Annotated in this window: 27 protein-coding genes and 1 tRNA gene; 14 read left to right on the top strand and 14 right to left on the bottom strand. The window is 71.0% G+C overall.

The window, feature by feature from the left end; genetic code table 11:
- The first annotated feature begins 48 nt into the window (after positions 1-48).
- Together phoU and ACTHM3_RS12505 are read left to right on the top strand one after the other, a co-directional pair.
- Positions 49-702, top strand: coding sequence for a phosphate signaling complex protein PhoU (gene phoU, locus ACTHM3_RS12510; RefSeq protein WP_440406436.1), 654 nt, complete (start codon positions 49-51; stop codon positions 700-702).
- A 143-nt stretch (positions 703-845) separates the two neighbouring features.
- A complete protein-coding gene (locus ACTHM3_RS12505; RefSeq protein WP_440406435.1) occupies positions 846-1,397 on the top strand; it encodes a hypothetical protein in 552 nt (183 codons plus the stop codon).
- 4 nt (positions 1,398-1,401) lie between these two features.
- Here the strand turns inward: ACTHM3_RS12505 and ACTHM3_RS12500 are convergent, their stop codons facing one another.
- Positions 1,402-2,148, bottom strand: coding sequence for a phosphoglyceromutase (locus tag ACTHM3_RS12500; RefSeq protein WP_440406434.1), 747 nt, complete (start codon positions 2,146-2,148; stop codon positions 1,402-1,404).
- Positions 2,149-2,261: 113 nt separating this feature from the next.
- Between ACTHM3_RS12500 and ACTHM3_RS12495 the strand changes: the two genes are divergently transcribed.
- Entirely contained in the window at positions 2,262-3,050 is a 789-nt protein-coding gene (locus ACTHM3_RS12495) for a class I SAM-dependent methyltransferase (protein WP_440406433.1), read from the top strand.
- Positions 3,051-3,137: 87 nt separating this feature from the next.
- Here ACTHM3_RS12495 and ACTHM3_RS12490 read toward each other — a convergent pair whose 3' ends face one another.
- From ACTHM3_RS12490 to ACTHM3_RS12475, 4 genes are all read right to left on the bottom strand, one after another.
- A complete protein-coding gene (locus ACTHM3_RS12490; protein WP_440406432.1) occupies positions 3,138-4,238 on the bottom strand; it encodes an FUSC family protein in 1,101 nt (366 codons plus the stop codon).
- A gap of 25 nt (positions 4,239-4,263) precedes the next feature.
- On the bottom strand, positions 4,264-5,238 hold the full coding sequence (gene ygfZ, locus ACTHM3_RS12485; protein ID WP_440406431.1) for a CAF17-like 4Fe-4S cluster assembly/insertion protein YgfZ: 975 nt from the start codon (positions 5,236-5,238) through the stop codon (positions 4,264-4,266).
- Positions 5,231-5,836, bottom strand: coding sequence for an FABP family protein (locus tag ACTHM3_RS12480; RefSeq protein ID WP_440406462.1), 606 nt, complete (start codon positions 5,834-5,836; stop codon positions 5,231-5,233). The genes ygfZ and ACTHM3_RS12480 overlap by 8 nt, the downstream gene beginning before the upstream one ends.
- A gap of 142 nt (positions 5,837-5,978) precedes the next feature.
- The gene (locus ACTHM3_RS12475) at positions 5,979-6,233 is read right to left on the bottom strand and encodes a hypothetical protein (protein WP_440406430.1); all 255 of its coding nucleotides are present in this window, start codon (positions 6,231-6,233) and stop codon (positions 5,979-5,981) included.
- Positions 6,234-6,285: 52 nt separating this feature from the next.
- Between ACTHM3_RS12475 and ACTHM3_RS12470 the strand changes: the two genes are divergently transcribed.
- The 7 genes from ACTHM3_RS12470 to pstB all read left to right on the top strand — a co-directional run bounded on the left by ACTHM3_RS12470 (position 6,286) and on the right by pstB (position 14,404).
- On the top strand, positions 6,286-6,969 hold the full coding sequence (locus ACTHM3_RS12470) for a response regulator transcription factor (RefSeq protein ID WP_440406429.1): 684 nt from the start codon (positions 6,286-6,288) through the stop codon (positions 6,967-6,969).
- Positions 6,970-7,009: 40 nt separating this feature from the next.
- Positions 7,010-9,187: an RNA degradosome polyphosphate kinase gene (locus ACTHM3_RS12465; protein ID WP_440406428.1), complete on the top strand. Its 2,178-nt coding sequence runs from the start codon at positions 7,010-7,012 to the stop codon at positions 9,185-9,187.
- A 13-nt stretch (positions 9,188-9,200) separates the two neighbouring features.
- Positions 9,201-10,148: an NUDIX hydrolase gene (locus ACTHM3_RS12460; protein WP_440406427.1), complete on the top strand. Its 948-nt coding sequence runs from the start codon at positions 9,201-9,203 to the stop codon at positions 10,146-10,148.
- A 142-nt stretch (positions 10,149-10,290) separates the two neighbouring features.
- A complete protein-coding gene (locus ACTHM3_RS12455) occupies positions 10,291-11,415 on the top strand; it encodes a PstS family phosphate ABC transporter substrate-binding protein (RefSeq protein WP_440406426.1) in 1,125 nt (374 codons plus the stop codon).
- Positions 11,416-11,449: 34 nt separating this feature from the next.
- Positions 11,450-12,493, top strand: coding sequence for a phosphate ABC transporter permease subunit PstC (gene pstC / locus ACTHM3_RS12450; RefSeq protein WP_440406425.1), 1,044 nt, complete (start codon positions 11,450-11,452; stop codon positions 12,491-12,493).
- Positions 12,493-13,602 (top strand): phosphate ABC transporter permease PstA, encoded by a 1,110-nt coding sequence (gene pstA / locus ACTHM3_RS12445; RefSeq protein ID WP_440406424.1) that lies wholly within the window; start codon positions 12,493-12,495, stop codon positions 13,600-13,602. Before pstC ends, pstA begins: the two co-directional genes overlap by 1 nt.
- Positions 13,603-13,624: 22 nt before the next feature.
- Positions 13,625-14,404, top strand: a complete 780-nt coding sequence (gene pstB, locus ACTHM3_RS12440) for a phosphate ABC transporter ATP-binding protein PstB (RefSeq protein ID WP_440406423.1) — start codon at positions 13,625-13,627, stop codon at positions 14,402-14,404.
- 73 nt (positions 14,405-14,477) lie between these two features.
- Here pstB and ACTHM3_RS12435 read toward each other — a convergent pair whose 3' ends face one another.
- The 3 genes from ACTHM3_RS12435 to ACTHM3_RS12425 all read right to left on the bottom strand — a co-directional run bounded on the left by ACTHM3_RS12435 (position 14,478) and on the right by ACTHM3_RS12425 (position 16,714).
- Positions 14,478-15,239 (bottom strand): anti-sigma factor, encoded by a 762-nt coding sequence (locus ACTHM3_RS12435; protein ID WP_440406422.1) that lies wholly within the window; start codon positions 15,237-15,239, stop codon positions 14,478-14,480.
- On the bottom strand, positions 15,236-15,832 hold the full coding sequence (gene sigK / locus ACTHM3_RS12430) for an ECF RNA polymerase sigma factor SigK (RefSeq protein ID WP_440406461.1): 597 nt from the start codon (positions 15,830-15,832) through the stop codon (positions 15,236-15,238). The genes ACTHM3_RS12435 and sigK overlap by 4 nt, the downstream gene beginning before the upstream one ends.
- 252 nt (positions 15,833-16,084) lie before the next feature.
- Complete coding sequence (locus tag ACTHM3_RS12425) at positions 16,085-16,714, bottom strand: DNA-directed RNA polymerase subunit beta (protein WP_440406421.1); 630 nt, start codon at positions 16,712-16,714, stop codon at positions 16,085-16,087.
- A gap of 40 nt (positions 16,715-16,754) precedes the next feature.
- Between ACTHM3_RS12425 and ACTHM3_RS12420 the strand changes: the two genes are divergently transcribed.
- Positions 16,755-16,827: transfer RNA gene (locus ACTHM3_RS12420), tRNA-Lys, on the top strand.
- A gap of 18 nt (positions 16,828-16,845) precedes the next feature.
- Here ACTHM3_RS12420 and ACTHM3_RS12415 read toward each other — a convergent pair.
- On the bottom strand, positions 16,846-17,055 hold the full coding sequence (locus ACTHM3_RS12415; protein ID WP_440406420.1) for a hypothetical protein: 210 nt from the start codon (positions 17,053-17,055) through the stop codon (positions 16,846-16,848).
- 47 nt (positions 17,056-17,102) lie between these two features.
- Here ACTHM3_RS12415 and ACTHM3_RS12410 point away from each other — a divergent pair, with 47 nt between their 5' ends.
- On the top strand, positions 17,103-17,834 hold the full coding sequence (locus ACTHM3_RS12410; RefSeq protein ID WP_440406419.1) for an SGNH/GDSL hydrolase family protein: 732 nt from the start codon (positions 17,103-17,105) through the stop codon (positions 17,832-17,834).
- A 15-nt stretch (positions 17,835-17,849) separates the two neighbouring features.
- Here the strand turns inward: ACTHM3_RS12410 and ACTHM3_RS12405 are convergent, their stop codons facing one another.
- Together ACTHM3_RS12405 and ACTHM3_RS12400 are read right to left on the bottom strand one after the other, a co-directional pair.
- The gene (locus tag ACTHM3_RS12405) at positions 17,850-19,310 is read right to left on the bottom strand and encodes an alpha/beta hydrolase (RefSeq protein WP_440406418.1); all 1,461 of its coding nucleotides are present in this window, start codon (positions 19,308-19,310) and stop codon (positions 17,850-17,852) included.
- Positions 19,311-19,434: 124 nt separating this feature from the next.
- The gene (locus ACTHM3_RS12400; RefSeq protein WP_440406417.1) at positions 19,435-20,685 is read right to left on the bottom strand and encodes an anion permease; all 1,251 of its coding nucleotides are present in this window, start codon (positions 20,683-20,685) and stop codon (positions 19,435-19,437) included.
- Between the two features lie 79 nt (positions 20,686-20,764).
- Here ACTHM3_RS12400 and ACTHM3_RS12395 point away from each other — a divergent pair, with 79 nt between their 5' ends.
- The gene (locus ACTHM3_RS12395; protein ID WP_440406416.1) at positions 20,765-21,496 is read left to right on the top strand and encodes a YqjF family protein; all 732 of its coding nucleotides are present in this window, start codon (positions 20,765-20,767) and stop codon (positions 21,494-21,496) included.
- A 52-nt stretch (positions 21,497-21,548) separates the two neighbouring features.
- On the opposite strand, the gene mmsB is transcribed toward ACTHM3_RS12395, so the two are convergent.
- The 3 genes from mmsB to chvE all read right to left on the bottom strand — a co-directional run bounded on the left by mmsB (position 21,549) and on the right by chvE (position 25,455).
- Positions 21,549-22,724 (bottom strand): multiple monosaccharide ABC transporter permease, encoded by a 1,176-nt coding sequence (gene mmsB, locus ACTHM3_RS12390; protein WP_440406415.1) that lies wholly within the window; start codon positions 22,722-22,724, stop codon positions 21,549-21,551.
- Entirely contained in the window at positions 22,721-24,259 is a 1,539-nt protein-coding gene (mmsA, locus tag ACTHM3_RS12385) for a multiple monosaccharide ABC transporter ATP-binding protein (RefSeq protein ID WP_440406414.1), read from the bottom strand. Before mmsA ends, mmsB begins: the two co-directional genes overlap by 4 nt.
- A 74-nt stretch (positions 24,260-24,333) precedes the next feature.
- Positions 24,334-25,455 carry a multiple monosaccharide ABC transporter substrate-binding protein gene (gene chvE / locus ACTHM3_RS12380; RefSeq protein ID WP_440406413.1) on the bottom strand — a complete coding sequence of 374 codons (1,122 nt, stop codon included), beginning with the start codon at positions 25,453-25,455 and terminating at the stop codon, positions 24,334-24,336.
- A gap of 308 nt (positions 25,456-25,763) precedes the next feature.
- On the opposite strand from chvE, the gene ACTHM3_RS12375 reads away from it, so the two are divergent.
- Positions 25,764-26,795, top strand: coding sequence for a LacI family DNA-binding transcriptional regulator (locus tag ACTHM3_RS12375; protein WP_440406412.1), 1,032 nt, complete (start codon positions 25,764-25,766; stop codon positions 26,793-26,795).
- Positions 26,796-26,892: the final 97 nt, after the last annotated feature.

Below are 26,892 nucleotides of genomic sequence, written 5' to 3'. Positions count from 1 at the left end.
ACGCGCGGGGTCGGCCCCGTGCTGCCCGAGATCGAGAGGAAAGCACCCATGCGCGAGGTGTTCCAGCAGGAGCTGCGAGAGGTGCAGGACCGTCTCGTCGAGATCTCCGCCCTCGTGAGCGACTCGATCGAGAACGCGGTCACCGCGTTCAACGACTCGAACGTGTCGCTCGCCGAGACCGTGATCCAGGACGACCCGAAGATCGACGCCCTCGCGGCCGAGCTCGACGAGCTCGCGATCCAGATCCTCGCCCGTCAGTCGCCGGTGGCCCGCGACCTCCGGATCGTGGTGAGCGCACTGCGCGTCAGCGCCTCGCTCGAGCGCATGGGCGACATCGCGGAGCACATCGCCCAGCTCGCGCGCTACCGGTTCCCCGAGAAGGTCGTGCCGAAGTCGCTGCGCCCGACGTTCAAGGAGATGGGGGCGCTCGACGTCAACGTCGCCCGGAAGCTCACCGAGCTGCTGCGCACCGAGGACACCTCCCTCGCCGAGGAGATCCGCGACACCGACGACCGCATCGACGCGCTGCACCTCAGCGTGTTCGACAAGGTGCTCGGCGAGACGTGGAAGGGCGGAGCGGCCGAGACGGTCGACGCGACCCTCGCCTCCCGCTACCACGAGCGCTTCGGCGACCACGCGGTCTCGATCGCCAAGAAGGTCCGCTACCTCGCGACCGGCGACTGGGCCCCGCAGGAGGTCTGAGACCCGGCCGGCGCCGGGGCGGCCGATAGGGTGCCGCCACGACGACGCAGACCGGCCAGCCCGTTCCTCCGCCCGCCCCCGCGACGTCCGCGCCCCACGCACCGCGCACCAGCCCCGTCGCGAGCGCGGGCGTCCGTTACGGCATGTCGCTGATCGCGGTGCTGCTCGGCGCCTACCTGCTCATCAACGGGAGCTGGTCGAACTTCGCCAGCGCACTCCTCACCCATGACGGGCTGCTCGGCTTCCTGTTCGTGACGCAGCTGCTGTTCGGGCTCGTCGTCCTGCTCTTCGGCGTGCTCGTGGCGCCGGTCGACGGGACGCGGCGCGCCATCGCGGCGATCGTCGTCGTGGTGCTCGTGGCGATCTGGGCTGTGCTGCAGCCCGCCTATGTGCTCGGCGCCGCGCGGATCCCGATCCGATCCGCCTTCAACATCGGCTTCCTGTTCGGCGCGCCCTTCCCGGTGACGCTCGCGGCCGCGGCCTCCTGGCTCATCATCCGACGCCGTCCCGGGGTCTCGTACCTGCTGCTCATCGCGACGGTGATCATCCCGATCGCGCTCAACGCCGTCCTGCTGGCCGCGGCGCCGTCGGTCGTGTCGGTGATCGTGACGACCGTCCTGACCACGATCGTCGGCGTCGGGATCGCCTGGGGCGGCCCGGCCATCGCCGGGCGCCGCGCCGAACCGATCGGCTGATGCCCTACTTCTTGCCCTGCGCCGCGACCGCGGCGGCGCCGGCGGCCGCGGCCGCCGGATCGAGGTAGCGCGACGGCGCCACGGGCATCATGTCGTCGCCCAGCTCGTAGACGAGCGGGATCCCGGTCGGGATGTTGAGCTCGGCGATGTCGGCGTCCGAGACGCCGTCGAGATGCTTCACGAGGGCCCGGAGCGAGTTGCCGTGGGCCGTCACGAGCACGGTGCGGCCGGCCTCGAGGTCGGGCACGATGTCCGACCGCCAGTAGGGCAGCATCCGGTCGATGACGAGCGCCAGGCTCTCGGTGCGCGGCAGCTCCGCGTCGGGCACGTCGGCGTAGCGCTCGTCGTGCGCCTGCGAGAACTCGCTGTCGTCGGCGAGCGGCGGCGGCGGCACGTCGAAGCTGCGGCGCCACTGCATGAACTGCTCCTCGCCGAACTTGGCGAGGGTCTCGGCCTTGTCGAGACCCTGGAGGGCGCCGTAGTGGCGCTCGTTGAGGCGCCAGCTGCGCTTGACCGGGATCCAGAGGCGGTCGGCTTCCTCGAGCGCGAGGTTCGCGGTCTGGATCGCGCGGGTCAGCACGCTCGTGTAGAGGACGTCGGGCCTCAGTCCGGACTCCGCCAGCAGCCGCCCCGCGCGCTTCGCCTCCCCGACGCCCTGCTCGCTCAGCCGGACGTCCACCCAGCCGGTGAAGAGGTTCTTCTGGTTCCACTCGGAGTTGCCGTGCCGCAGCAGGATCAGGGTGTGGGTCACGCACTTCAGCCTACGGCTCCCGCCCACCCCCTCGAGTCGTGCGGAACGGCGGGTGGCGGCGCGCGCGAGCGGCGGTTCCGCACGACTCGAGGCCGCGTGAGGAGGATGGGGGCATGGTGCGCGCGACGGGACCGCAGGGGCGGATCACGCGCGGCACCACGGGCGTCAACCGGCTCCGGCGCGTCGACCGGTGGATCGCGGCGCAGCCGGCGCTCCGGCGCACGGACGAGCCGCTCGTCGTCGACCTCGGTTACGGCCGGTCGGCCACGACGACGCTCGAGCTGCGCGATCGGCTCGCGAAGCTGCGCCCCGACGTCGAGGTCGTCGGGATCGAGATCGACCCGGAGCGGGTGCGGATCGCGGCGGCGGCCGCGCGCGACGGCGTGACGTTCCGGCTCGGCGGGTTCGAGATCCCGCTCGACGGCAGGCGCCCGGCGATCGTGCGGGCGCTCAACGTGCTGCGCCAGTACGACGAGCACGAGGTGGCGGGGGCCTGGGCGACGATGCGGGCACAGCTGCAGCCCGACGGACTGCTCGTCGAGGGCACGTGCGACGAGCTCGGCCGCGTGGCGAGCTGGGTCGGGCTCGGTGCCGAGGGCCCGCGCACCTTCACGATCTCGCTGCGGCTCGCCGAACTCGAGGCGCCGTCGATCGTGGCCGAACGGCTGCCGAAGGCGCTCATCCACCGCAACGTCCCGGGCGAGCGGATCCACGCCCTCCTCACCGACCTCGACCGGGCGTGGGCGACCCACGCTCCCCTCGCCGTCTACGGGCCGGTGCAGCGCTGGATCGCGAGCGTCGAGACCCTGCGCGCGTCCGGCCTCGCGGTCCACGGCTCCCGAGCCCGCTGGCGCCTCGGCGAGCTGACCGTCGACTGGGCCGCCGTCGCCCCCTCTCCCTGACCCCCCCACCCCCGTCGAAGAGTCGCTCGGCGGGGTCCTCCGCCTCCCGAGGACCCACCTGGCGACTCCTCGGACGGAGAGGACGGGTCAGTCGAGAGGCGGGAGGAGGGCGCGGGCGTCGTCCGCGCGCATGCCGAGACCGACGAGCAGATCGACGACGAGCGGGCGGACCAGGAGGATCGCGGCCGCGTCGACGACGGGCGCGCCGGGCTCGACGAGGTCCGGGTCGAGACGTCGGGCGAGGTCCGCGAGGAGCGAGCGCGCTCCGCCGACCGCCTGCGGGTCCTCCTGTTCGGTCTCGATGACCCGGAGAGCGCCCGCGACGTCGCGGAGGAGCCCCGCGATCGCGGGCCGCGGGACGCCGTCGCGCACGAGGAACTCGACCCGTCGCGCGATCGTGCGGAGGTGCCGCGACGCGAGGTCCGCGGCCTCGCGAAGGGCCGACTCCCGGCGCAGCGCCGGCAGGTGCCGCCGGAGGAACGGCGAGATCCGCGCGACGGCCAGCGCGGTCTCGACCGAAGCCGCCCAGTCCTGCAGCGGCGCCTCGGTCCGGCGGAGTCGGGTCAGCCCGAGCTCCCCCGCCGCGGGGTCGGCGTCGTCGAGCGCCGCCACGACCGCCGACAGCCCCTCGTCGAACAACGAGAACACGGCGCGCCGGTCGCGCCGCGCCGTGCGCCCCGGGTCGCGCGGGATGAGCGCGGTCGCGAGCAGCGCGACGACGCCGGCGACGACTGCGTCGATGCTGCGACCGAACGGATCGGGGGTCGGCGGCAGGACCGTCACGAGCGCGGACGGCACGGCGGCCGCGACGGCGAAGGCGGGATTCGGCCAGATCCCGCGGCCGATCACGAAGACCACGAGCAGCACGACGACCAGCTGCCACAGCCCGTGCCCGAAGAAGAGCGCGAGCCCCTCCGCGACCGCGACGCCGAGCACGATGCCGAGGATCGACTGCGCGATGCGTCCGGGGCGCGCGTCGCGGGTCAGCCCGAGCGAGGTGATCGTCACCGTGACGGCGAGGATCGGCGTCGGATGCCCGATCACCCAGTGCGCGATCGAGAACGACACGGCAACGGCCGCGACGATCTGCAGGATCGCGGGCAGCGACTCCGCGATCCGCGCGCCCGCCCGACGCAGCTCGATGCGGCGGCGGATACGGCGCTCGAGCGCCCGGAGCTGGTCGCTCACGGCCGGCCGCCCACGGAACGGCGGCTCAGCGGATCCGCGCGAGCCGCGGCACGTCGGCGGTCGCCCCGGCGTCGACCGGCACGATCACCTCCTGCGCGGCGGCCATGTCGCCGTCACCCGTGCGGACCGTGAGGGCGGCGCCCGGGTCGGTCGTGCGCTTCACCACGGCGAGCGCGATCGGCCCGAGCTCGTAGTGGCGCGCGGCGGCGGTGATGCGCCCCGCGCTCTTGTCGCCGAGGAGCACCTCGTCGCCGTGCGCCGGCAGCCCGCCCTCGGAGCCGTCGAGGTGCAGCAGCACGAGGCGTCGCGGCGGATGCCCGAGGTTGTGCACCTTGGCCACCGTCTCCTGCCCGCGGTAGCAGCCCTTCGCGAGATGGACGGCCGAGCGGAGCCAGTCGAGCTCGTGCGGGATCGTCGCGGCATCGAGCTCGGTCGCCGCGCGGGGTCGCCGGGCCGCGATCCGCAGCGCCTCCGCCGCGTCCTCGGGCACGAGCCCGTCGGGGAGCATGCTGCGCGGGACGACCGACTCGGTCCAGTCCCAGCGGGCGACCGCCTCGGGCTCGTCGGGCGCGTACTGCCAGCCGCCCGCCACGACCGCCGACCACGGGTCGCGCCAGGTGACCACCGCGTCGCCCGGCGCCGTGCCGAATCCGCCGACCGTCGCGAACTCCGCCGAGCGGTCGGCGACCTCGACGCGGAGCAGGAAGCGCATGCGCTGCAGGAACGCGGCGAGCGGCTCCCCGCGTCCTGCGTCGACGAGCAGCCAGGCCGTCTCACCGTCGTCGACGACGCGGATGGCGTGCTCGATGCGACCGCTCGGATCGAGCAGCAGCGTCTCGGCCGGCGCGTGCGGCTCGAGCGTCGTCAGCCGCTGCGAGGTGAGGGAGTCGAGCCAGCTCAGCCGGTCGGGCCCGGTGACGGTGAGGACGTCGCGGTCGGAGAGGTCGGCGAGCGCCTCGCCCGCGAGCAGCGCGCTCTGATCGGTGAAGGGGTTACTCACGCCGCGCCAGCCGTCCGCTCGCGTGGGTGCGCAGGTCCTGGCCGAGCGCCGCGATGTCCCACGCCCACAGCAGGTGGTCGTCGACGAGCCCGTACAGGCGGGTGGCGGCGGCGTACTCCTTCGCGCTCGCGGTGCGCACGACCGCGTCGGTCGCGAGGTCGATCCGGGGGCCCTTCACCTGGCCGAGGTACAGCTCGCTCACGCCGCCCGGGTGCACGATCGCGACCTCGAGGTCGAAACCGCCCTGGGCGTTCCGGAGGGTCTCGACGGCCTCCGCGGTCTGGAACACGGGCTCGCCGATCCCGGGCAGCATCGCCGGCCCCGGGTCGGCCTCGCCGAGCGGGCGGGCGAGCCGCCAGTAGCCGATCTCGGAGAAGAGAGGACGGACCTCGCCGTCCTCGCCGTCGGTCAGCCAGGTCGACGACTGGTACTGCACGTGCGGCGTGCCGTCCTGCGTGAAGGCGACCCGCTGGCCGAACTCGTGCTCGCGGGTCTCGACGCCGACCTTGTAGGAGAGGACGCCGCTGCCCTCCCAGACGCCGAGCAGCCAGGAGAGCGGGACGACCTCGGCCGGCAGGCTCGCGTCGAGATCGAACATGCGCGCCATGACGGGAGACCGCCTAGCGCTGGCCGCGGAAGAGGTTGTAGATCACCACGACCGACACGAACGCGATGGCGAGCGCAGCGAGACCCAGCAGACCGATGTAGAAGAGTTCGACGGCCAGCAGCATGGCTCGATCCTACCCGGCGGCCGCCAGCGCCGCCGTCGCGACGCCCGTGATCACGAGGGCCCCGGCGAAGCTCGCGATGAGGCGGGTCACGAACCCCTCCTTGCGCTGCACGCCGAGCTGGATCGCGATCGTCACGAGGACGCACGCGGCCATCACGATGGGCAGCCAGATGATCGCCCGGCCCGGCGAGACGACGGCGACGACCACCGCTCCGGCGAGGGCGACGACCCACACCGGGACCACGCTCGCCACCTGCCACGCCATGAGGGCCACAGTACCGTCGATAGACTCGTCACCTTCCCCACAGGAGGACCCGGTGGCACAGCTCCTCATCCTGACCGGCGCGGTCGAGGACGACGTGCTGCCCGCGCTCGGCCTGCTGAGCCATCGCGTGCGCGCGATCCCGGCCCAGCCCGCGGCGCTCGTGGACGCCCCGCAGGCGGACCTCATCCTCGTCGACGCGCGAACCGATCTCGCGAGCGCGAAGTCGCTGTGCAAGATCCTGACCACCACGGGCGTCACGGTGCCGCTCGTGCTCGTCCTGACCGAGGGAGGGCTCGCCGCGGTCTCGCCCGACTGGGGCGTCGACGACGTGATCCTCGCGACCGCCGGCCCCGCCGAGGTCGACGCGCGCATCCGCCTCGCCGCGGGCCGCATCGCACAGCGGCAGCACGGCTCCAAGATCCAGGCGTCCGGGGTCGTCATCGACGAGGCCAGTTACTCGGCGAAGGTGCACGGCCGCCCCCTCGACCTCACCTTCAAGGAGTTCGAGCTGCTGCGCTTCCTGGCGACGCACCCCTCCCGGGTGTTCACCCGCGAGCAGCTGCTCAGCGAGGTGTGGGGCTACGACTACTTCGGCGGCACGCGCACGGTCGACGTCCACGTGCGGCGGCTGCGCGCGAAGCTCGGCGAGCTCGACTCGCTCATCGGCACGGTGCGCAACGTGGGGTACCGCTTCAACATCGCGGAGGACGACGAGGCGCTCACGCCCGTGTCCTGAGGTTCACCCGCCGTTTCCGCGCAATGACAGGATGGGGCGCATGGAGAGCGAGAGCCCGCTGGGCGACGCCACGATCGCCGCCGACCTCCTCGACGACTACGAGCCCGAGCCGGTCTGGATCGACGACGGCAGCCTGCCCTCCGACCGCTTCCTCGATCGCGAGCTGAGCTGGCTCGCCTTCAACCAGCGCGTGCTCGAGCTGGCGGAGGACGCGACGGTGCCGCTCCTGGAGCGCGCCAACTTCCTGGCGATCTTCTCCACCAACCTCGACGAGTTCTTCATGGTCCGGGTCGCCGGCCTCAAGCGGCGCATCGAGACCGGCATCGCCGTCCCCACCAACATCGGCACGGCGCCGAGCGAGGTGCTCTCCCAGATCAGCGAGCGGGCGCACGAGCTGCAGCTGCGGCACGCCCGCGTCTTCCACGAGCAGGTGAAGCCGGCGCTCGACGAGGCCGGCATCCACATCGAGAGCTGGTCGGACCTCGACGAGAACGACCGTGCGCGGATCGACGAGGTCTTCTCCACCCAGATCTTCCCGGTGCTCATGCCGCTCGCGGTCGACCCGGCGCACCCCTTCCCCTACATCTCGGGACTCTCGCTCAACCTCTCGGTGCGGGTGCGCAACCCGAAGGCGGCGCGCGTCGAATTCGCGCGCATCAAGGTGCCGCAGAACCTGCCGCGCTTCGTCGAGCTGCCGGACGACGCCCGCGGCTTCGTGCGCTACATCCCGCTCGAGGACCTCATCGCCAACCACCTCGGCGAGCTGTTCCCGGGCATGGAGATCCTCGCGACGCATGAGTTCCGGGTGACCCGCAACGAGGACGTGGAGATCGAGGAGGACGAGACCGAGAATCTCCTCCAGGCACTGGAGAAGGAGCTGCGCCGTCGCCGCTTCGGGCCGCCGATCCGCCTCGAGATCAGCGACGACATGGACGACGTGACGCTCCAGCTGCTCATGTCGGAGCTCGAGATCACCGAGCAGGAGGTCTACCGCCTCCCGGGGCCGCTCGACCTGAGCGGCCTGTTCGAGATCACGAGCATCGATCGGCCCGAGCTCAAGTACCCGAAGCAGGTGCCGACGACGGCCGCCCAGTTCCGGCCGTCGGAGCCCACCGAGAAGGCCGACATCTTCGCGGCGATCGACAAGGGCGACGTGCTCGTGCACCACCCGTACGAGTCGTTCGCGACGAGCGTGCAGGCCTTCATCGAGCAGGCGGCGGTCGACCCGAACGTGCTCGCGATCAAGCAGACCCTCTACCGCACGAGCGGCGACAGCCCGATCGTGGCGGCGCTCATCCAGGCGGCGCAGAACGGCAAGGCCGTGCTCGCGCTCGTCGAGATCAAGGCGCGCTTCGACGAGGAGGCCAACATCGGCTGGGCCCGCCAGCTCGAGCGGGCCGGCGTGCACGTCGTCTACGGGCTGGTCGGGCTGAAGACGCACTGCAAGCTCCTCAACGTGGTCCGCCAGGAGAAGGACGGCACCCTCCGGCACTACAGCCACATCGGCACCGGCAACTACAACCCGAAGACGAGCCGCATCTACGAGGACTTCGGGCTGTTCACGACGAGCAACACGGTCGGCAAGGACCTGACCCGGCTGTTCAACGAGCTCTCGGGCTACGCGATCGAGAAGAAGTTCAAGCGCCTCCTCGTCGCGCCCCTGCACCTGCGCAACGGGCTCATCAAGCACATCGAGACGGAGGCGGCGAACGCCCGCGCGGGCCGACCCGCCCGCATCCGCATCAAGGTCAACTCGATGGTCGACGAGCGGGTCATCGACGCGCTCTACCGCGCGAGCCAGGCCGGGGTCGACGTCGACGTGCTCGTGCGCGGCATCTGCTCGCTGCGGCCGGGCATCGAGGGGCTCTCGGAGCGGATCCGGGTGCGCAGCATCCTCGGCCGCTACCTCGAGCACTCCCGCGTCTTCTGGTTCGCGAACGACGGCGACCCGCAGGTCTACATCGGCAGCGCCGACATGATGCACCGCAACCTCGACCGCCGCGTCGAGGCCCTCGTCCGGATGCGGCGCGAGGAGCACGTGGTCGAGCTCGGCGAGCTGTTCGAGCTGGCGATGGACGACGGCACCGCCTCGTGGTGGCTCGGCGCGGACGGCGAGTGGACCCGCCACTCCTCGGGCGAGGACCTCGAGCCGCTGCTCGACCTGCAGACCGAGCTCGCGCGCCGGGTCGCCGGCCGGCGCCGCGGATCGGCCCGATGACGGGCGGAACACGATGAGCCGGCCGACCCCGCCGGTGCTCGCCGCGGGCGCGGTGTGCTGGCGCGAGGGCGCCGACGGAGCGGTCGAGATCCTCCTCGTGCACCGCACGCAGCACCGCGACACGTCGCTGCCGAAGGGCAAGGTCGACCCCGGCGAGACCCTGCCGGAGACAGCGGTCCGTGAGATCGCGGAGGAGACGGGGCTGCTGGTCGGGCTCGGCGCCCCGCTCGGCGTGGTCGCCTACACGCTTCCGAGCGGGCGGCCGAAGGAGGTCTCCTACTGGGCGGCGGAGGTCGAGGAGCTCGCGATTGCGAACTCCACCTTCACCTCCAACGACGAGATCGAGCGGCTCAGCTGGGTGACGCTCCGCGCCGCCCGGAAGGCCCTCACCTACCCGCACGACGTCGACATCGTCGAGCGCTTCGCGCAGCTCTACGAGCGCCACCACGCGCGCACCTTCGCGATCATCGCGCTGCGGCACGGCAAGGCGGTGCCGGCCGAGCACTGGGACGGGCCCGACGCGACGCGACCCCTGCTCCAGCGCGGGATCGATCAGGCGCTGAGCGTCGCCCCCGGCATCGCCGCGTTCCGCCCGGAGCGGCTCTACTCCTCCCCCGCCGAGCGCTGCGTCTCGACGGTCGCGCCGACCAGCCGGATCACCGGCCTCGAGGTGCGGCTGAAGCCCGGGATCTCGCAGGACGCCTACGACGCGAGCGGCGCCGCGGTGTCGCGGATCGTCGGGAAGCGACTGCGCCGCCGCCGGAGCGCCGTCCTCTGCAGCCACGGTCCGGTGCTCCCCCAGATCGTCGCCGCGGCCGCGGTCGGAACGGACGACCGGCACCGCGCCGAGCTCGGCCGGGCCGCGCAGCTCGGCACCGGCGAGTACGCCGTGGTGCACATCGCAGTCGAGCACCCGGAGGCCGGACCGGTCGCCGTCGAGGTCCACAGCCCCACCGCCTGAGGGCGCCGGACGGTGCGGTTGTTTCTGCCGCGTTCACCTGCCGTTCACCGACCCCGCTGAGGCTGGTCACGCGCTGTTCTTAGCGTCCAGGAGGACCCCGGGAGGGGTCTGTCCCGACAACCACATTCCCGAAGGGAACACCGTGAACATCAAGCGCCTCAGCGCTATCGCCGTCGTCGTGGGGGCTGGCGCCCTCATCCTCGCCGGCTGCTCGACCTCCGGCGGCAACACCGGCGGCACGTCCGCATCGCCGTCCGCCACCTCGAAGTCCGGTTTCGACGCGATCGACAAGTCGCTCTCCGGCACGATCACGGCCGCCGGCTCCTCGGCCCAGGTCGCCGCGCAGACCGGCTACAGCGCCGCCTTCGCGTCGGTCGCGACCGGCGTGACCCTGAACTACAACCCGGAGGGCTCGGGCGGCGGCCGCAAGGACTTCATCGCCGGCTCGCTCGACTTCGCCGGCTCGGACGCGCCGCTGAGCGCCGACGAGGCCAAGCAGGCCGAGGCGACCTTCCCCGGGGGCGCCCTCGACATCCCGGTCTACCTCGACGGCGTCGCCATCGCCTACAACAACTCGGCGGCCTCGTCGCTGAACCTCACCGCCTCGACGCTCGCCAAGATCTTCTCCGGCAAGATCACCGACTGGTCCGACCCGGCGATCGCCAAGGACAACGGTGGCAAGGCGCTCCCGTCGAAGAAGATCACCGTGGTGACCCGGTCCGACTCGTCCGGCACCATGCAGAACCTCACCAACTACCTCTCCGGCGCTGCGGCGTCCGACTGGGCGGCCGGCCCGAACCTGGGCACGCTGCCGCAGATCCCGGGCATGGACCTGCAGAAGGGCGGCGCGGCGGTGGCCACCGAGATCACCGCGGTGGACGGTGCCATCGGCGGCGTCGACCACTCGGCCCTGGGCAGCCTGAAGGCCGCCTCGGTCGACGGTGTCAAGCTGTCCAACGACGGCATCGCCGAGGCGATGTCGACCGGCTTCTCGATCACCCCGAACAGCACGCCGGGCGACCTCTCGGGATCGTTCGACTACGCGAAGATCAAGGCGGACACCAAGGCCTACCCGATCCCGCTCGTGTCGTACGCGATCATCCCGGCGAAGTTCAAGGATGCGACGAAGGAGAAGCTGGTCGTGTCCTACCTGCAGTTCATCGCCTCGTCGGACGGTCAGAAGGCCGGCTCGACCAAGGCCGGCTCGGCCCCGCTTCCGGACTCGATCCTGAAGCAGGTCGTCAAGACCCTCGATACCGTCAAGTAACACCGACCACTCCACACGAAACGGCACTATCACCGTGACGGCCAATACGGCTCCCGCGGCGAACGGTGGGGGCTCCCGCACGGGGGCCCCCACCGGGCTCGCCGCGAACAACGCCTCCAAGGCAGGCGACCGCATCTTCCTCGGACTGAGCACCGGGGCGGCGTGGCTCATCATGCTGATCCTCGCGGGCGTGGCCGTCTTCCTGATCATCCAGGCCGCACCGGCGATCACGGCCAACTGGCGCCAGAACGACGCCCTGCAGGACCGGACGTCGGGCTTCACGCTCGGCTACGCGAACTTCTGGGATTACGTCGCCCCGCTGCTGTTCGGCACGGTCTGGGCCTCGTTCCTCGCGCTGCTGTTCTCGGCTCCGGTCGCGATCGGCATCGCGCTCTTCATCTCCCACTACGCCCCGCGGCGCGTCTCCGGGATCCTGGGCTACCTCGTCGACCTGCTGGCAGCGGTGCCCTCGGTCGTCTTCGGCCTCTGGGGGATCGTCGTCATCCGCCCCTTCCTCGGCCCCCTCAACGACTTCCTCAACACCTATTTCGGTTGGATCCCGCTGTTCAGCGGCACGGTGGCCGGGGGCGGTTCGACCCTCCTCGCGGGCGCCGTCGTGCTGGCCGTCATGATGCTGCCGATCATCACCTCGATCAGCCGTGAGATCTTCCTCCAGACCCCGTCGCTGCATGAGGAGGCGGCCCTCGCGCTCGGGTCGACCCGCTGGGAGATGATCAAGCTCGCCGTCTTCCCCTACGCCCGCAGCGGGGTGATCAGCGCGATCCTGCTCGGCCTCGGCCGGGCGCTCGGCGAGACCATGGCGATCGCGATGATCGTGTCGCCCAAGCTGATCTTCTCGTTCCAGCTCCTGACGAACGACAACCCCGCGACGATCGCCGCCAACATCGCCAACAAGTTCGGCGGCGCGAACGCCACCCAGGCCGAGGCCCTGATCGCGACCGGTCTCGTTCTGTTCATCGTCTCGTTCGCGGTCAACTTCATCGCCCGCGCGATCGTCGGCCGCGCCTCCGGCGCCCGCTCCAACCGTCGCGGCTTCATCGTCCGGAGGGCCGCCTGATGACGTCGCAGGTCGAGACGAATCTGTCGTCCACCCCTCCTCGCAGCCTCACCTCGGGGCGTCTGCCCCGCTTCATCGACATCTGGGTCGCACTCGCGGCCATCGCGATCGGGGCGATCGTGTTCGCCGGGTTCGGGCACGTCGACTACGTGGCCGGCTGGCTCGTGCTCGGGGCCGCCCTGTACCTGATCGCGATCGGGATCCTCGCGTCGATCATCGAGGGCCGGCGACGGGCCACCGACCGCTTCGTGCGGGGCATCGTCGTCGTCGCGTTCCTGCTCGCGATCATCCCCCTGGTGTCCACGCTGTGGACGGTGGTGCAGCACGGGATCACCACGCTGACGCCGCAGTTCATCTTCAACGGCGAGCAGACGTCGTTCGACCGGACCACGTTCAAGACCACCCTGGTCGCGGGAGTGTGGCCCGCCATCGTCGGCACGCTCATCATCACCGGCATCGCCGCTCTGATCTCGATCCCGATCGGTCTGCTGACCGCGGTGTGGCTGACCGAATACGCACTGCCGAACAACCCGGTTCGCCGCATCGTCACGTTCCTCGTCGACGTGATGACGGGGATCCCGTCGATCGTCGCCGGTCTGTTCGCCTTCGCGCTGTTCGCGTTGATCGTCGGGCCCGGGACGTTCAACGGCCTGTCGGCCGCCATCGCCCTGTGCGTGCTGATGATCCCGACGATGGTGCGCGCGAGCGAGGAGATGATCAAGCTCGTGCCGATGGAGCTCCGGGAGGCGTCCTACGCGCTCGGCGTCTCCAAGTGGCTCACCATCGTGAAAGTGGTGCTGCGCACCTCGGTGGCCGGGCTCGTCACAGGCGCGATGCTCGCGATCGCCCGCGTGATCGGCGAGACGGCACCGATCTACATCGCCGCCGGATACACCCGGACCGCCTTCAACGCCGATCCGCTGCACGGCGCCATGTCGACCCTGGCGGTCGTGTCGTTCCGCAACTACGTCGACCCCGACCCGACGCAGCCCGCCGTCACTCAGGCGGAGGCGTGGGGGTCGGCCCTGCTGCTGATCCTCATCGTCGTCGTCCTCAATCTGATCGCCCGCCTCATCGCCGCGAGATTCGCGCCGAAGGCCCGGCGCTGACCCCCAACCCGAGCGGAGTCCCATGTCGAAGCGCATCCAGTCGATCGACCTCAACGTCTATTACGGCGACTTCCTTGCCGTCGAGGGCGTGTCCCTGACGATGGAGCCGCGGACGGTGACCGCGCTGATCGGGCCGTCCGGCTGCGGCAAGTCGACCTTCCTGCGCACCCTCAACCGGATGCACGAGGTGATCCCCGGCGCCCACGTCAGCGGCGAGGTGATCATCGACGGGAACAACCTCTACGCCCCCGGCGTCGACCCCGTGCTCGTCCGTCGGCAGATCGGCATGGTGTTCCAGCGCCCCAACCCGTTCCCGACGATGTCGATCCGCGACAACGTGCTCGCCGGCATCAAGCTCAACAACCGGCGCATGTCGAAGAGCGACGGCGACGACCTCGTCGAGAAGTCGCTGAAGGGCGCGAACCTGTGGAACGAGGTCAAGGACCGCCTCGACCGGCCCGGTGCCAGCCTCTCCGGCGGCCAGCAGCAGCGCCTCTGCATCGCGCGCGCGATCGCCGTCTCGCCGGACGTGCTGCTGATGGACGAGCCCTGCTCGGCGCTCGACCCGATCTCGACCCTCGCGATCGAGGACCTCATCGAGGAGCTCAAGCAGGAGTACACGATCGTGATCGTGACCCACAACATGCAGCAGGCGACCCGCGTGAGCGACAAGACCGCGTTCTTCAACATCGCCGGCACGGGCAAGCCGGGCAAGCTCATCGAGTACGACACGACGTCGACGATCTTCACCAACCCGAGCGTTCAGGCCACCGAGGACTACGTCTCGGGCAAGTTCGGATAGCCGCCCGCCGCACGACGAGAGGGGGCCCCGGTGCGCACGGCACCGGGGCCCTTTCCCGTTCGTCTCCGCGGTTCTACGCGGTGGGCATCGCGAGGAGGGGCGCTGAGGTCGGAACGGCCGAGCCGCCGGCGGGCTCCACCGTGATCCCGATGGTGTCGCCGGGGTGCATCCGACCGCTGAGGACGACGTCCCGCGAATCGGCGATGGTGCCGGCGGACCGGGCGGTTCCTCCGTGCATGTACCAGAGCTGGTAGGTGCGATCGAGACCGGGGGCCGGAGCGCCGTCCAGCTGGACGGCCGCGCGGCCGAGCTCGTCCGACCAGACGACCCGGGCGGTCCCGCCGCCCGCGAGGCGCGCCGTGGCGTGATCCGCGTCCGGCGCGGAGGCGATGGCGGAGACCTGCGACGCGGCGACGGCGGACTGGATGGCTCCGCCCCCCGCCGCGGCGCCGACCGCCAGCAGCACGGCCGCGGCCGCGGTGGTCAGCGCGCCGACCGGCCGGCGGAACCAGGAGATCGGCGTGACGGGGGCGAGGTCGCCGCCCCCGGACTCCTCGTCGGAGCGCGCCGCGTCGTCGTCCGCATCGACCGCCGTGAGCTGCGGCGTCGAGGCGACGGCCGCGAGGATGCGCGAACGGAGTGCGGCGGACGGCTGCTCGGTGGGGACGGCGAGCCCGAGCTCCACCGCGGTGTCGGCGAGCTCCGTCACCTCGGCACGGATACCGGGGCTGCGCTCGAGGAGAGCCGCGAAGTCCTCGGCCTCCTGCCCGTCGAGGGCGTGCAGAGCGTAGGCGCCGCTGCCGGCGGCCAGTTCGCGGTCATCGGTCGCACTCATGCGGTCACCCCCAATTCGTCTCGAAGTCGGATCATCCCGTCACGCAGACGGGTCTTCACGGTCCCGATCGGGATCCGCAGGAGCGCGGCCACCTCGCTGTGCGAGTAGCCGCCGAAGTAGGCGAGCGTCACCGCCTCGCGCTGCAGCTCGGTGAGCCGATTCATAGCCGCCTTCACCCGCTCGCTCTCGAGGACGATCTCGGTGCGCTCGGCGACCGAGTCGAACTCGGGGGCGTAGTCGCGGATCCCGACCCGCGCGTCACGGTCGCGGCTCGCCTGCGACGCGCGCACCCGGTCGACGGCGCGACGGTGGGCCATCGTGAGCATCCACGAGATGCCGCCGCCCTTAGAGGACTCGTACCGCGAGGCGGTCTGCCAGATCTCCAGGTACACCTCCTGCGTCACCTCCTCCGATTGCGCGTGGTCGCGAAGCAGACGCTTCACGAGACCGAAGAGGCGAGGAGCGGTCCGATCGTAGAGCTGGGCGAATGCACCCTGATCTCCCTCGGCGACCTGACGCAGCAGGTCCTCGAGGGTCGGCTCTGAGGTCCTGCCGCTCGTATCGTCGACAGGTCGGAGCACGGTCGTCAGCATCTCATACCGCCCCTCTGCCTCCATGGACATCAGGAGATTCGGAGGCGACGGCGAAGCGGTTTGCCGTTCGACGCGACCGAGAGGTGCCGGACCGCGGAACGCCTCTCGGCGCAAGGCCGCTCGAAGCGGCGGAAATTGGAGCCCGGGGTTACCGCGGCCCGGCTCCTCAAGAGTAGGACATCGCGCGGGGTCCGGACGGTCCTCCGCGCTCCGCGAACGAGGGAGCGGGCGTGTCGGACGCCGGCCGTGGGCTCAGTCCAGCGAGCCGTCGCGGGCGAGGCGGGCGCACGCGGTCAGCTCCTCCGCGATGGTCGTGAGGCGGAGGGCGCGCGTCGTGAGCTCGCGCGCGCGGGCCGGGTCGAGGGCCTCCCGGTCGTCGGCGATGCTGGAGGCGCCGGCGGCGGCCACCCGGCAGAAGGCGGCCGCGCGCTCGAGCGCGATCGCGAAGTCGCCCTCGAACAGCCCGCGGAGGATGCGGTCGGCGAGCGCCTCGATCTCGTCCGGCCCGGCGGGGGTCGGCGCGCCCGCGACGACCGGATCGATCGTCCGGAGGACCTCCGTGCCGCGCTGGAACAGGATCGCCGCGGTCGCCGCGTCCTGGTGGATCATCGCGCGCACGAGGTAGATCCGCCACAGCGCCCCGGGCAGGCTCTGCGGCACGGAGCGCGCCCAGAGCTCCGCGAGCGCGTCGATGCCGTGCTCGTCGGTGTAGCTGACGAGTCGATCGAGCACCGCGGGGTCCTCGCTGCGCTGCGCGCGGGCGAGGAGCGTGCGGGCGCTCTCGTGCGCCGCGCGCATCACGGCAGCCGGATCCTCACCGCCCGCGAAGGCCTCGAACTCGCCGCCGCCGAACTGCGCGGGCTTGTGGAACTCGGACGCCATGCGCCCACGCTACGCGCCGCCGGTACGCTGGGGTCCCGACGGGCCTGTAGCTCAGTTGGCAGAGCATCGGACTTTTAATCCGCGGGTCGTGGGTTCGAGCCCCACCGGGCCCACCCGCGAGCAGACGTGCGTCAGGCGTGGAACGCCGGGATCAGCAGCCAGACGCCGAAGAGCACCGCGGCACCGGCGACCGTGAAGCAGGCGGACGCGCCGGCGAGCGCGAGACCGCGCGGCGAGGTCACGGCGAGCAGTCGCAGTCCGGTCGCGAACAGCGACACGATGAGGGCCGTCGCGCCGATCGACACGGCGGCCACCAGCAGGAATGCTCCCCAGTCGACCATCGGTCGTCGATCGTATCGCTGAGAGCCGGTGACCTACGATGCCCCGCATGACGCGGCTCCCTCTTCCGGCCGTCGTCGCCCTCGCGCTCGTCGCCGTCGCGGCGGTCGCGGCGGCGGTCGCCGTGGTCGTCGTCCCGCACCTGCGGGCCGAGGCCGTCGCATCGCCGCGGGCGACGCGCTCGTCGACCGCCACGCCGACCCCGACGCCGACGCCGGTCGGGCCCGCGCGCGTCGTGACGATCGGCGACTCGATCATGGCGGGATACGGCCTCCGCGCCGGCCAGGCCTGGCCCGCCCTGCTCGCGGTGGAGGACAGGGAGTCGGTGGCGAACCTCTCCTGCAGCGGCGCCGGGTTCATCGCGGTCGGGGAGTGCGGCACGGCATTCGACGGGCTCATCGACCAGGCCGTGGCCGCGAACCCGCAGCTCGTGATCATCCAGTCGTCCGACAACGACGTGGACGAGGACTCGGCAGAACTCGCCCAGGCGACCACCGCGACGGTGGCGACGATCCGGCAGCGCCTGCCGCACGCCCGGATCGTCGGTTTCGGCACGCTCTGGGACCAGCCGGGAGTCGTGCCGGGCGAGATCGCGGAGAGCTCCGACGACCTGAAGGCGGCGGTCACCGCCGCCGGCGGCGTGTACCTCGACCTCGGTCAGCCGCTCGCCGGGGAGCCGACCCTCCTCCAGTCGGACTCCGAGCACCCGACCGCCGCGGGCCAGCAGGTGCTGGCGGGCGTGATCCGGCGGACCCTGCTGGGCGCCGGCATCAGGATCTGACGCGGACGGGCCGGCTCAGGGGGTCGTCCCCGGCTGCGACAGCCCGAGCCGCGGGTAGAGCGCCGTGAATCCGTCGTCGAGCCCCCCGCGGACGGCGCCGGCCAGATGCCCCTGGTGCGGGATCTCGATGTACTCCGACTGCCATCCGGCGGCCTTGGTCGCGGTGACCATCTGCGCCGCCTGACCGCGGTAGAAGGGGTCCTCGGCGCCGGCGGTGAAGACGCCGAACTCGTCGGGGTAGTGCCCGGCCGCCAGGATCGTCGCGGGCCAGGTCGCGCGGTAGGCGGCGGCGTCGCCGCCGAACTCCGTGCGCAGCGTCGCCGCCGCGCGGTCGGCGCCCGGGTAGGCCTCCCCCGAGATGTCGAGCACGTTCGACCACAGCTGGGGGAAGCGGGCGCCGAACGACACCGCGCACTCGCCGCCGTTCGAGTACCCGGCGACGACCGTGTGCGCGGCGTCCTGCAGCACGTGCAGGTGGCTCCGGGCCCACGGCAGCACGTCCTGGGTGATGTAGGTCATGACCTTGCCGTGCCGGGCGGTGTCGAGGCACAGGTTGTCGACCGACTTGTCGCCTCCCAGCTGGTCGGCGACGACGACGATCGGGGCGAGGCCGTCGTGGCGCGCGGCGAACGGGTTCAGGGAGTTCGCCGCCCAGGCCGGGTCGGGGTCGCCCGGCTGCCCCATCATCATGATGACCAGCGGCAGCGCCGGCGGGTTCTTCACGAGCGCGGCCGGCGGCAGGTAGAGGCCGGCGGGGCGGGCGTGGAAGCCGGAGACCGGAGCCGGGATGTCGACGGTGCCGGTCGTACCGCTGGACGGCAGATCGGCGGGCGCGTGCCAGTTGGCCCAGAGCGCACCACCGGCGAGCGGTGTCGCACTCGCGCTCGGAGACGCGCTCGTGCCCGCCAGCGGGAGCTTCACCGGCTTCTCGAGCGAGACGCCCGCGAAGGCGGCGAGCGTGGGCTGGATGCCGAAGTGCGCGTTGACCCCCACGGTGCCGGCGGCCACCGCGGCCAGCACCGCGACCGGCACGAGCACCCGGCGCCAGGCCCGCGCCCACGGCAGCGCGCCGAGCGCGGCTCCCACCGCGGCGAAGACCGCGATGACCCACGCCTGCGTGACGCCGTCGAGTCCGACGCCGAACCAGTCCTGCGCCTGCGCGAGGTGGAGGACGACCACCGCGATGCCGGCACCGAGCACCGCCGCGACCACGACGAGGACGACGCCGGGCACCGTCCACCGCCGGATCAGGACCGCGGCGAGCGCGGCGAGCGCCACGAGGTCGAGGACGAGCGGCAGGGGTCCGCTGATGATGGGCGTCGCGAGGACGGCCCGCTGCCACGCGCTCGGGTGCGCGGGATCGGCGAGCAGCACAATCGCCAGCAGGACTCCCAGAGCGAGGACCGCGGCCAGTGCGACGAGCGCGAGCACGAGCGCGACGCGGGAGCGGGCGCGCCGAGGAGGCGAGAGGGTCATGGGCGCATCGGCTCCGGGAGTCGGGGGCGGGGTCGGTGGTGCTGCGTGGCCGCCGGTGCGCGAGCCGAGGTCGAACCTAGCTCTCGAGGTTGTGGGGATGCCGAGACATCGTCGCGGCGCGCCGCTACCCGCGCGAGGCCTCCTGGCCGAACTCGAACAGCGACGATTCGTCGCTCAGCCGCCGCCGCGCCTCGAGCACCTCGTCGTCGCGGCGGCGGGCGGCGGCGCGGCGCTCCTTGCGGGTCATGACCGAGTTGAGGGCGACGTCGACCTCGAGCGATCGCGGCGTCGACGCGCTGCGGCGCCGGGAGGCGACGAAGATCGCGACGATCACGGCGAGCCCGACCACCGCGTCGATGACGATCCCGGCGACGCCGACCCGGCCCACGAGTTCCGCGAGCGCCCCGACGGCGGCCGACGCGGGCAGGGTGATGAACCAGGCGACGACGATGCGGCCCGCGGTGCCCCACTGGATGCGTCCGCCGCGGCGCCCGAGTCCGGCCCCCATGATCGATCCGGACGCGACCTGCGTCGTCGAGAGCGCGAACCCCAGGTGGCTCGACGCGAGCACGGTCGCCGCGGTCGACGCCTCGGCGGCGAAGCCCTGGGTCCGCTTGATGTCGGTGAGCCCGGTGCCGAGGGTCTGGATGATGCGCCACCCGCCGCTGTAGGTGCCGGCCGCGATCGCCACCGCGCACACGATGACGACCCAGAGCGGCGGCGTCGAACCGGTCGGGAGGGCGCCGCCCGCGATGAGGGTCAGGGTGATGACCCCCATCGTCTTCTGCGCATCGTTGGTGCCGTGAGCGAGCGCCACCATCGAGGAGGTGAAGATCTGGCCGACTCGGAATCCCGCACGGTGACTCTTGTCGACCGGCAGCCGCGTGATCCGGTAGGCGAGGCGGGTCGCGACGAATCCGGCCACCCCGGCGACGAGCGGCGCCAGGACCGCGGGGATGACGACCTTGCCGAGCAGGACCCCGAAGTCCACCGCGCCGAAGCCGGCGCCTACGATCGCCGCGCCGACGAGCCCGCCGAAGAGCGCGTGCGACGACGACGACGGGAAGCCGCGCAGCCAGGTGACGAGGTTCCAGATCACCGCGCCGATGAGGCCCGCGAAGATCATGGACGGCGTGACCGCGACGCCGCCGTCGCCCTCGCGGATGAGCCCGCCCGAGATCGTGGTCGCCACCGCGGTGGAGAGGAACGCCCCGACGAGGTTCAGCACGGCCGCGATCGCGACCGCCGTCCGCGGGCGGAGCGCGCCGGTCGCGATCGGCGTCGCCATGGCGTTCGCGGTGTCGTGGAAGCCGTTGGTGAAGTCGAAGAAGATCGCCAGGACGATCACCAGGACGACGATCGTCGTGACGGCCACCGGTCGACTCTTCCACGGGGGCCAGGGCGGGGCAAGCCGGGTGCGCCCCGCCGCCCGCGGGAGGCGAGAGGATGGGCGGGTGGCCCCGCTCGAGCCGATCACCCGCGCCGCGCCGCGCCTCGCCGGCCGCGTGGTCGCCGCGCAGACCTGGCGTCGCGCCGCGTTCGTGCACTGGCGCGTCGGCCCCGAACTGGTCGCTGCCCTCCTCCCGCCCGGAACGCGCCCGGACCTGCACGACGGTGCCACCTGGGCGGGCCTCATCGCCTTCGACCTCGGCCGTGCGCGGGTCGCACCGTTCGGCCCGGTGCCGTTCGCGGGCGACTTCGTCGAGGTGAACGTGCGGCTCTACGCGGTCGACGACGCGGGCCGGAGGGGCGTTGTGTTCCGTTCGCTCGAGGCGTCGCGGGTGCTCGCCGTCGCCGCTGCGCGGGCGCTGTACGGGCTCCCCTACCGCTGGGCGCGCACCGCGCACGAGGTCGAGGGCGATCTGCACCGCTACACCTCGCGTCGCCACCTCGCTCCCGGAGCCCACCGGATGGCGGTCCGCGTCGACCCGTCACGGACGGTCGACGACGACGCCGCCGCGTTCCTCACGGCCCGCTGGGCCCTCTTCCAGGGCCGGGGCGCCCGCACGCTCTGGATGCCGAACCGGCACGAGCCGTGGCTCCTTCATCCGGCGGAACTCGTGGAGCTCGACGACGAGCTGCTCGCGCTCGCCGGGCTGCCGGGGCTCACGGGCCGAGCCCCGGACTCCGTGCTGTTCAGCCGCGGGGTCGACGCGGAGTTCGGGCGGCCGGTCGCGCTCGGATGAGACGGCGTCGGACGCGGACCGTGACGGTCCGCGCCCGACGCCGCTCCGATCGCTACTGGCCGACCGCGCGCCGCTTGTTGTAGACGTCGAACGCGACGGCGCCGAGCAGGACGAGGCCCTTGATGAGGAGCTGGTAGTCGCTGTCGACGCCCAGGATCGACATGCCGTTGTTGAGCACGCCGATGATGAGACCGCCGATGATCGCGCCCGGCACCGTGCCGATGCCGCCCGTGACCGCCGCGCCGCCGATGAAGACGGCCGAGATCGCATCGAGCTCGAACCCGGTGCCGGCGCTCGGGCTCGCGAGGTTGAGGCCCGCCGTGAAGACGAGGCCCGCGATCGCCGAGATCACGCCCATGTTGACGAACAGCAGGAAGGTCACCCGACGGGTCTTGATGCCGGACAGCGACGCCGCCAGCAGGTTGCCGCCGATCGCGTAGATGTGCCGTCCGAACACCGAGCGCTGCATGACCGCCGTGTACCCCACGACGAGGGCGCCGAGGATGATCAGCACGATCGGGGTGCCGTTGTAGCTCGCGAGCAGGAACGCGATGACGAGGACCAGCCCGACGAGGAACACGAGCTTCAGCACGAACCACCACAGCGGCTCGCTCTCGAGGTCGTACTTGCGGCGCACGATCCGCTGCCGGATCGCGCTCGCGGCGATCGCGACCGCCGTGAGGAGGCCGAGGATCACGGTGAGCGGCTCGTAGCCCGTCGTGCCGAACGCGGGGAGGAAGCCCGACCCGATCGCGCGGAACTCCTTCGGGAAGAAGGAGATCTGCTGGTTGCCGAGCGCGATCTGGGCCGCGCCGCGGAACACGAGCATGCCCGCCAGCGTCACGATGAACGCGGGGATGCCGAAGTAGGCGATCCAGAACCCCTGCCACGCGCCGACGATCGCGCCGAGCACGAGACAGAGCACGACCGCGAGCGGCCACGGCAGATGCCACTGCGAGATCATGACGCCCGCCATGGCGCCGATGAAGGCGACGACCGACCCGACCGAGAGGTCGATGTGCCCGGCGATGATCACCATGACCATGCCGACCGCGAGGATCAGGATGTAGCTGTTCTGGACGACCAGGTTCGACACGTTGATCGGCGCGAGCGTGATGCCGTTGGTCGTGATCTGGAAGAACACGACGATCACGATCAGCGCGATGAACAGGCCGATCTGGCGGAGCTGGCCGGCCAGGTAGTGGACGGCGTTGGAGAGGGGCTTCATGCTCGGGTCTTCTCGCGTTCCTGGGTCATGAACTGCATGAGGTATTCAGCCGTGGCCTTCTCCCGCGGCACGTCCGCGGTGATCCGGCCCTCGGTGAGGGTGTAGATGCGGTCGCAGATGCCGAGCAGCTCGGGCAGCTCGGAGGAGATGACGACGACGCCCTTCCCCTCATCCGCGAGGCGGTCGATGATCGTGTAGATCTCGTACTTGGCGCCCACGTCGATGCCGCGGGTCGGCTCGTCGAGGATCAGCACGTCCGGATCGGAGTACATCCACTTCGAGAGGACGACCTTCTGCTGGTTGCCGCCGGAGAGCTTCCCGGTGATGGCCGTGACGTTCGGCGTCTTGATGTTCATCGAGGTGCGGTAGCCGTTCGCCACGATCGACTCGCGGTGGTCGTTGACGAACCGCAGCCAGTTGACGAGCTTGTCGAGCGCCGCGATCGAGATGTTGCGCTGGATGTTGTCGATCAGGTTGAGCCCGTAGCGCTTGCGATCCTCGGTGGAGTACGCGATGCCGTTGGCGATGGCCTTCGAAACCGTGGACACCGAGATCGGCTTGCCGCGCTTGTAGACCTGCCCCGAGATGTTCACCCCGTAGCTGCGCCCGAAGATGCTCATGGCGAGCTCCGTGCGCCCCGCGCCCATGAGGCCCGCGATCCCGACGATCTCGCCGGCGCGCACCGAGAAGCTGACGTCGTCGACGACCTTGCGGCTGCGGTCGAGCGGGTGGTGCACCGTCCAGTGCTCGACGCGGAGCAGCTCCTCGCCGATGTGCGGCACGTGGTCGGGGAAGCGGCTGGCGACGTCGCGGCCGACCATCCCCTTGATGATGCGGTCCTCGCTCGCGCCCGCCATCTCGATCGTCTCGATCGTCTTGCCGTCGCGGAGGATCGTCACTCGGTCGGCGATCGCCTTGATCTCGTTGAGCTTGTGGCTGATGATGATCGACGTGATGCCCTGCTCCTTGAGCTGACGGATCAGGTCGAGCAGGTGCGCGGAGTCGTCGTCGTTCAGCGCGGCGGTCGGCTCGTCGAGGATGAGGATCTTCACCTCCTTCGACAGCGCCTTCGCGATCTCGACGAGCTGCTGCTTGCCCACGCCGATGTCGACGATCTTGGTGATCGGGTTGTCGCGGAGCCCCACCTTCTTCAGCAGGTCCGCCGCCTCGAGGTTGGTGCGGTTCCAGTCGATGAAGCCGCCGCGCTGCTTCTCGTTGCCGAGGTAGATGTTCTCGGCGATCGAGAGGTAGGGCGAGAGCGCGAGCTCCTGGTGGATGATGACGATCCCCGCCGCCTCGGAGTCGTTGATGGAGCGGAACTCCACCGGCTCGCCCCGGAGCAGGATCTCGCCGTCGAAGGTGCCGTGCGGGTAGACGCCCGAGAGCACCTTCATGAGGGTCGACTTGCCCGCGCCGTTCTCGCCGCAGATGGCGTGGACGGAGCCCTCCTCGACGGAGATCGAGACGTCCTGCAGGGCCTTGACGCCCGGGAAGGTCTTCGAGATGCCGCGCATCTCGAGAATCGTGTCGGCCATGGGCCTCCTCAACTTGGGGACGAGCAGGGTGGTGCGACCGATGATCGCACCACCCCGCGTCGCGACCGACGGGTTTACTGCAGGTCGGAGGCCTTGTAGTAGCCGCTGTCGACGAGGATCTCCTTGTAGTTGTCCTTCGTGACGACGACCGGCTGGAACAGGTAGCTCGGGACGGTCTTGACCTTGTTGTCGTAGCTCTTGGTGTCGTTGACCTCCGGCTTCTTGCCGGTCAGCAGGTCGTTCGCCATCTTGGCGGCCTCGTTGGCGAGCTTGCGGGTGTCCTTGTAGATCGTCGAGTACTGCGTGCCCGCGATGATCTGCTTGACGCTGGCGACCTCGGCGTCCTGACCGGTGATGATCGGGATCTGCTTGCCGCCGGAGCCGTAGCCCGCGCCCTCGAGCGCGCTCAGGATGCCGTCGGAGAGGCCGTCGTACGGCGAGAGGACGCCCTGCACGGCGGCGCCGGTGGAGTACGACTTGGCGATCAGGTCCTGCATGCGGGCCTTGGCCGTCGCCGGGTCCCAGCGCAGGATGGCGACCTGGTTGAAGTTCGTCTGGCCGCTCTTGACCACCAGCGTGCCGTCCGAGATGTACGGCTTCAGGGTGTCCATCGCGCCGTTGTAGAAGAACGTGGCGTTGTTGTCGTCGGGGCTGCCGGCGAACACCTCGATGTTGAACGGGCCCTTCTGGCCGGTCTTCTTGCCGTCCTTGTCGAGCACGCCGAGGCCGGTGAGGAGCGAGTTCGCCTGGTAGACGCCGACCTTGTAGTTGTCGAACGAGACGTAGTAGTCGACGTTCTTGTCGCCGGTGAGGAGGCGGTCGTACGAGATGACCTTGATGCCGGCCTTGGCGGCGGCGTCGAGCTGGTCGGTCAGCGACCCGCCGTCGATGGACGCGACGATGAGCACCTTCGCGCCCTTCGTGATCATCGTGTTGACCTGCTGCACCTGGGTCGGGATGTCGTTGTTGGCGTACTCGAGGTCGACCTTATAGCCGTTCTTCTCGAGGTCCGACTTGACCGCATTCCCGTCCGCGATCCAGCGCTCGGACACCTTGGTCGGCATGGCGACGCCGACGAGGGCGCCCTTGTTGTCGGTGGTGGAGGAGTTGTCCCCTCCGCGGCCGCCGGAGCATGCGGCGAGTGCGACCGCGACGCCGAGTGCCGCGGCGGCGAGTGCGACTTTCCTGAACTTCACTGTGATTCCCTTCGAGCGGTGAGGCGACCGGTGCGCCCGATGCGCAGGGGTTCGCCGGGCTCGGAACTGTCACGCGCCCGTCGGCCAGCGTGCGACGGGGTGACGCAGGTGCGACCGCGGCTGTGCGATCGGGGTGCTGACATCGGCGACTCCCTCGTCGTATGCTGGGCCGTACGCGATATATGTGACCGGTCCCAGAACGGGTTAGACGTTATGACCCAAACCCCGGATCAGTCAAGTGCTTCGGCCAAATATGATGAGCGAAATCGCGCGGCACTGTCGCCGAACCCCACGACGGAACAGGACGTATGGAAGAACCGGGACCCGGCGAGAAGCGCGCGCTCTCCATCCGGGACATCGCCCGGCTGGCCGGCGTCTCGCGTCAGACGGTGTCCCGGGTGCTCAACGGCGAGCGGTACATCAAGCCGTCCACCGAGGCCCAGGTGCGCAAGGTCATCGAGGAGCACTCCTGGCGTCCGAACAGCGCGGCGCGAGCGCTCGCGACCGCCCGGTCGCGGACCATCGGGCTGCTCGTGTCGGCCCGGTCCCACTACGGCCCGTTCAGTGCCGCCACGGCGATCGACGAGGCGGCGAGGAACCGCGGGTACGCCATCCTGACCGCCACCCTCGCCCGGGAGGACGACGAGAGCATCAGCGCGGCGCTCGACGCCTTCGTGGCGCAGGGCGTGGAGGGCGTCGTGGTGATCGCGCCGCAACAGCGCGCCCACGAGGCGCTGCACCGCGTGACGTTCAAGGTGCCGCTGGTGAGCCTGCACTGGAAGAGCGCGGGCGACGACCGCGTGGCCGCCTTCGACCAGCTCGCCGGAGCCCGGCTCGCGACCCGGCACCTCATCGAGCTCGGCCACACCCGCATCCGGCATCTGGCGGGTCCGCAGGACTGGAGCGAGGCGGAGGACAGGATGAACGGCTTCCTCGCCGAGCTCAACGACCACGACCTGCCCGTGACGGCGCCGATCCTGGGCGACTGGACGGCCGACCTGGGCTACGAGGTCGGCCTCAAGATCCTGCACCACCCGGACTTCACGGCGGTCTTCGCCTCGAACGACCAGATGGCGCTCGGCCTCGTGCACGCCGCGGCGGACCTGGGAATCGCGGTGCCGGAGCAGCTCAGCATCGTCGGCTTCGACGACATCCCGGAGGCGAAGCACTACTCGCCGCCGCTCACCACGGTCCGTCAGGACTTCGGCTGGCTCGGCGCCCGCGCGATCGCGGTGCTGCTCGCGCAGATCGAGGGCGAGGACACCGGGCCGCCGGCGGAGTTCCCGGTGCCGGAGCTCATCGTGCGCGCGAGCACGGCGCCGCCGCCTCCCGACCGCTGAGCCTGCCCTCTCCCTCCCGTCCCGCCGCAGCCAACAGTTCCTGAGTTCTTCGACTTCCTTACGGCGTGTTGTTCGAAGAACTCAGGAGCTGTTGGCT

Source organism: Pseudolysinimonas sp. (assembly GCF_051954455.1).
Classification (GTDB): domain Bacteria; phylum Actinomycetota; class Actinomycetes; order Actinomycetales; family Microbacteriaceae; genus Pseudolysinimonas.
Note: the sequence above shows the minus strand (reverse complement) of the source record. Positions and strands in the feature narration are given on the sequence as shown.

Bases quoted from the DNA above. Each gene is read 5' to 3' on its own strand.
- ACTHM3_RS12415 (WP_440406420.1), bottom strand. From the start codon at position 17,055: ATGGTCGACTGGGGAGCATTCCTGCTGGTGGCCGCCGTGTCGATCGGC.
- ACTHM3_RS12480 (WP_440406462.1), bottom strand. From the start codon at position 5,836: ATGTTCGATCTCGACGCGAGCCTGCCGGCCGAGGTCGTCCCGCTCTCC.
- phoU (WP_440406436.1), top strand. From the start codon at position 49: ATGCGCGAGGTGTTCCAGCAGGAGCTGCGAGAGGTGCAGGACCGTCTC.
- ACTHM3_RS12410 (WP_440406419.1), top strand. From the start codon at position 17,103: ATGACGCGGCTCCCTCTTCCGGCCGTCGTCGCCCTCGCGCTCGTCGCC.
- sigK (WP_440406461.1), bottom strand. From the start codon at position 15,832: ATGCTGACGACCGTGCTCCGACCTGTCGACGATACGAGCGGCAGGACC.
- pstB (WP_440406423.1), top strand. From the start codon at position 13,625: ATGTCGAAGCGCATCCAGTCGATCGACCTCAACGTCTATTACGGCGAC.
- ACTHM3_RS12505 (WP_440406435.1), top strand. From the start codon at position 846: ATGTCGCTGATCGCGGTGCTGCTCGGCGCCTACCTGCTCATCAACGGG.
- ACTHM3_RS12435 (WP_440406422.1), bottom strand. From the start codon at position 15,239: ATGAGTGCGACCGATGACCGCGAACTGGCCGCCGGCAGCGGCGCCTAC.
- ACTHM3_RS12465 (WP_440406428.1), top strand. From the start codon at position 7,010: ATGGAGAGCGAGAGCCCGCTGGGCGACGCCACGATCGCCGCCGACCTC.
- ACTHM3_RS12425 (WP_440406421.1), bottom strand. From the start codon at position 16,714: ATGGCGTCCGAGTTCCACAAGCCCGCGCAGTTCGGCGGCGGCGAGTTC.
- ACTHM3_RS12495 (WP_440406433.1), top strand. From the start codon at position 2,262: ATGGTGCGCGCGACGGGACCGCAGGGGCGGATCACGCGCGGCACCACG.
- ACTHM3_RS12460 (WP_440406427.1), top strand. From the start codon at position 9,201: ATGAGCCGGCCGACCCCGCCGGTGCTCGCCGCGGGCGCGGTGTGCTGG.
- ACTHM3_RS12475 (WP_440406430.1), bottom strand. From the start codon at position 6,233: ATGGCGTGGCAGGTGGCGAGCGTGGTCCCGGTGTGGGTCGTCGCCCTC.
- pstA (WP_440406424.1), top strand. From the start codon at position 12,493: ATGACGTCGCAGGTCGAGACGAATCTGTCGTCCACCCCTCCTCGCAGC.
- mmsA (WP_440406414.1), bottom strand. From the start codon at position 24,259: ATGGCCGACACGATTCTCGAGATGCGCGGCATCTCGAAGACCTTCCCG.
- ACTHM3_RS12405 (WP_440406418.1), bottom strand. From the start codon at position 19,310: ATGACCCTCTCGCCTCCTCGGCGCGCCCGCTCCCGCGTCGCGCTCGTG.
- mmsB (WP_440406415.1), bottom strand. From the start codon at position 22,724: ATGAAGCCCCTCTCCAACGCCGTCCACTACCTGGCCGGCCAGCTCCGC.
- ACTHM3_RS12375 (WP_440406412.1), top strand. From the start codon at position 25,764: ATGGAAGAACCGGGACCCGGCGAGAAGCGCGCGCTCTCCATCCGGGAC.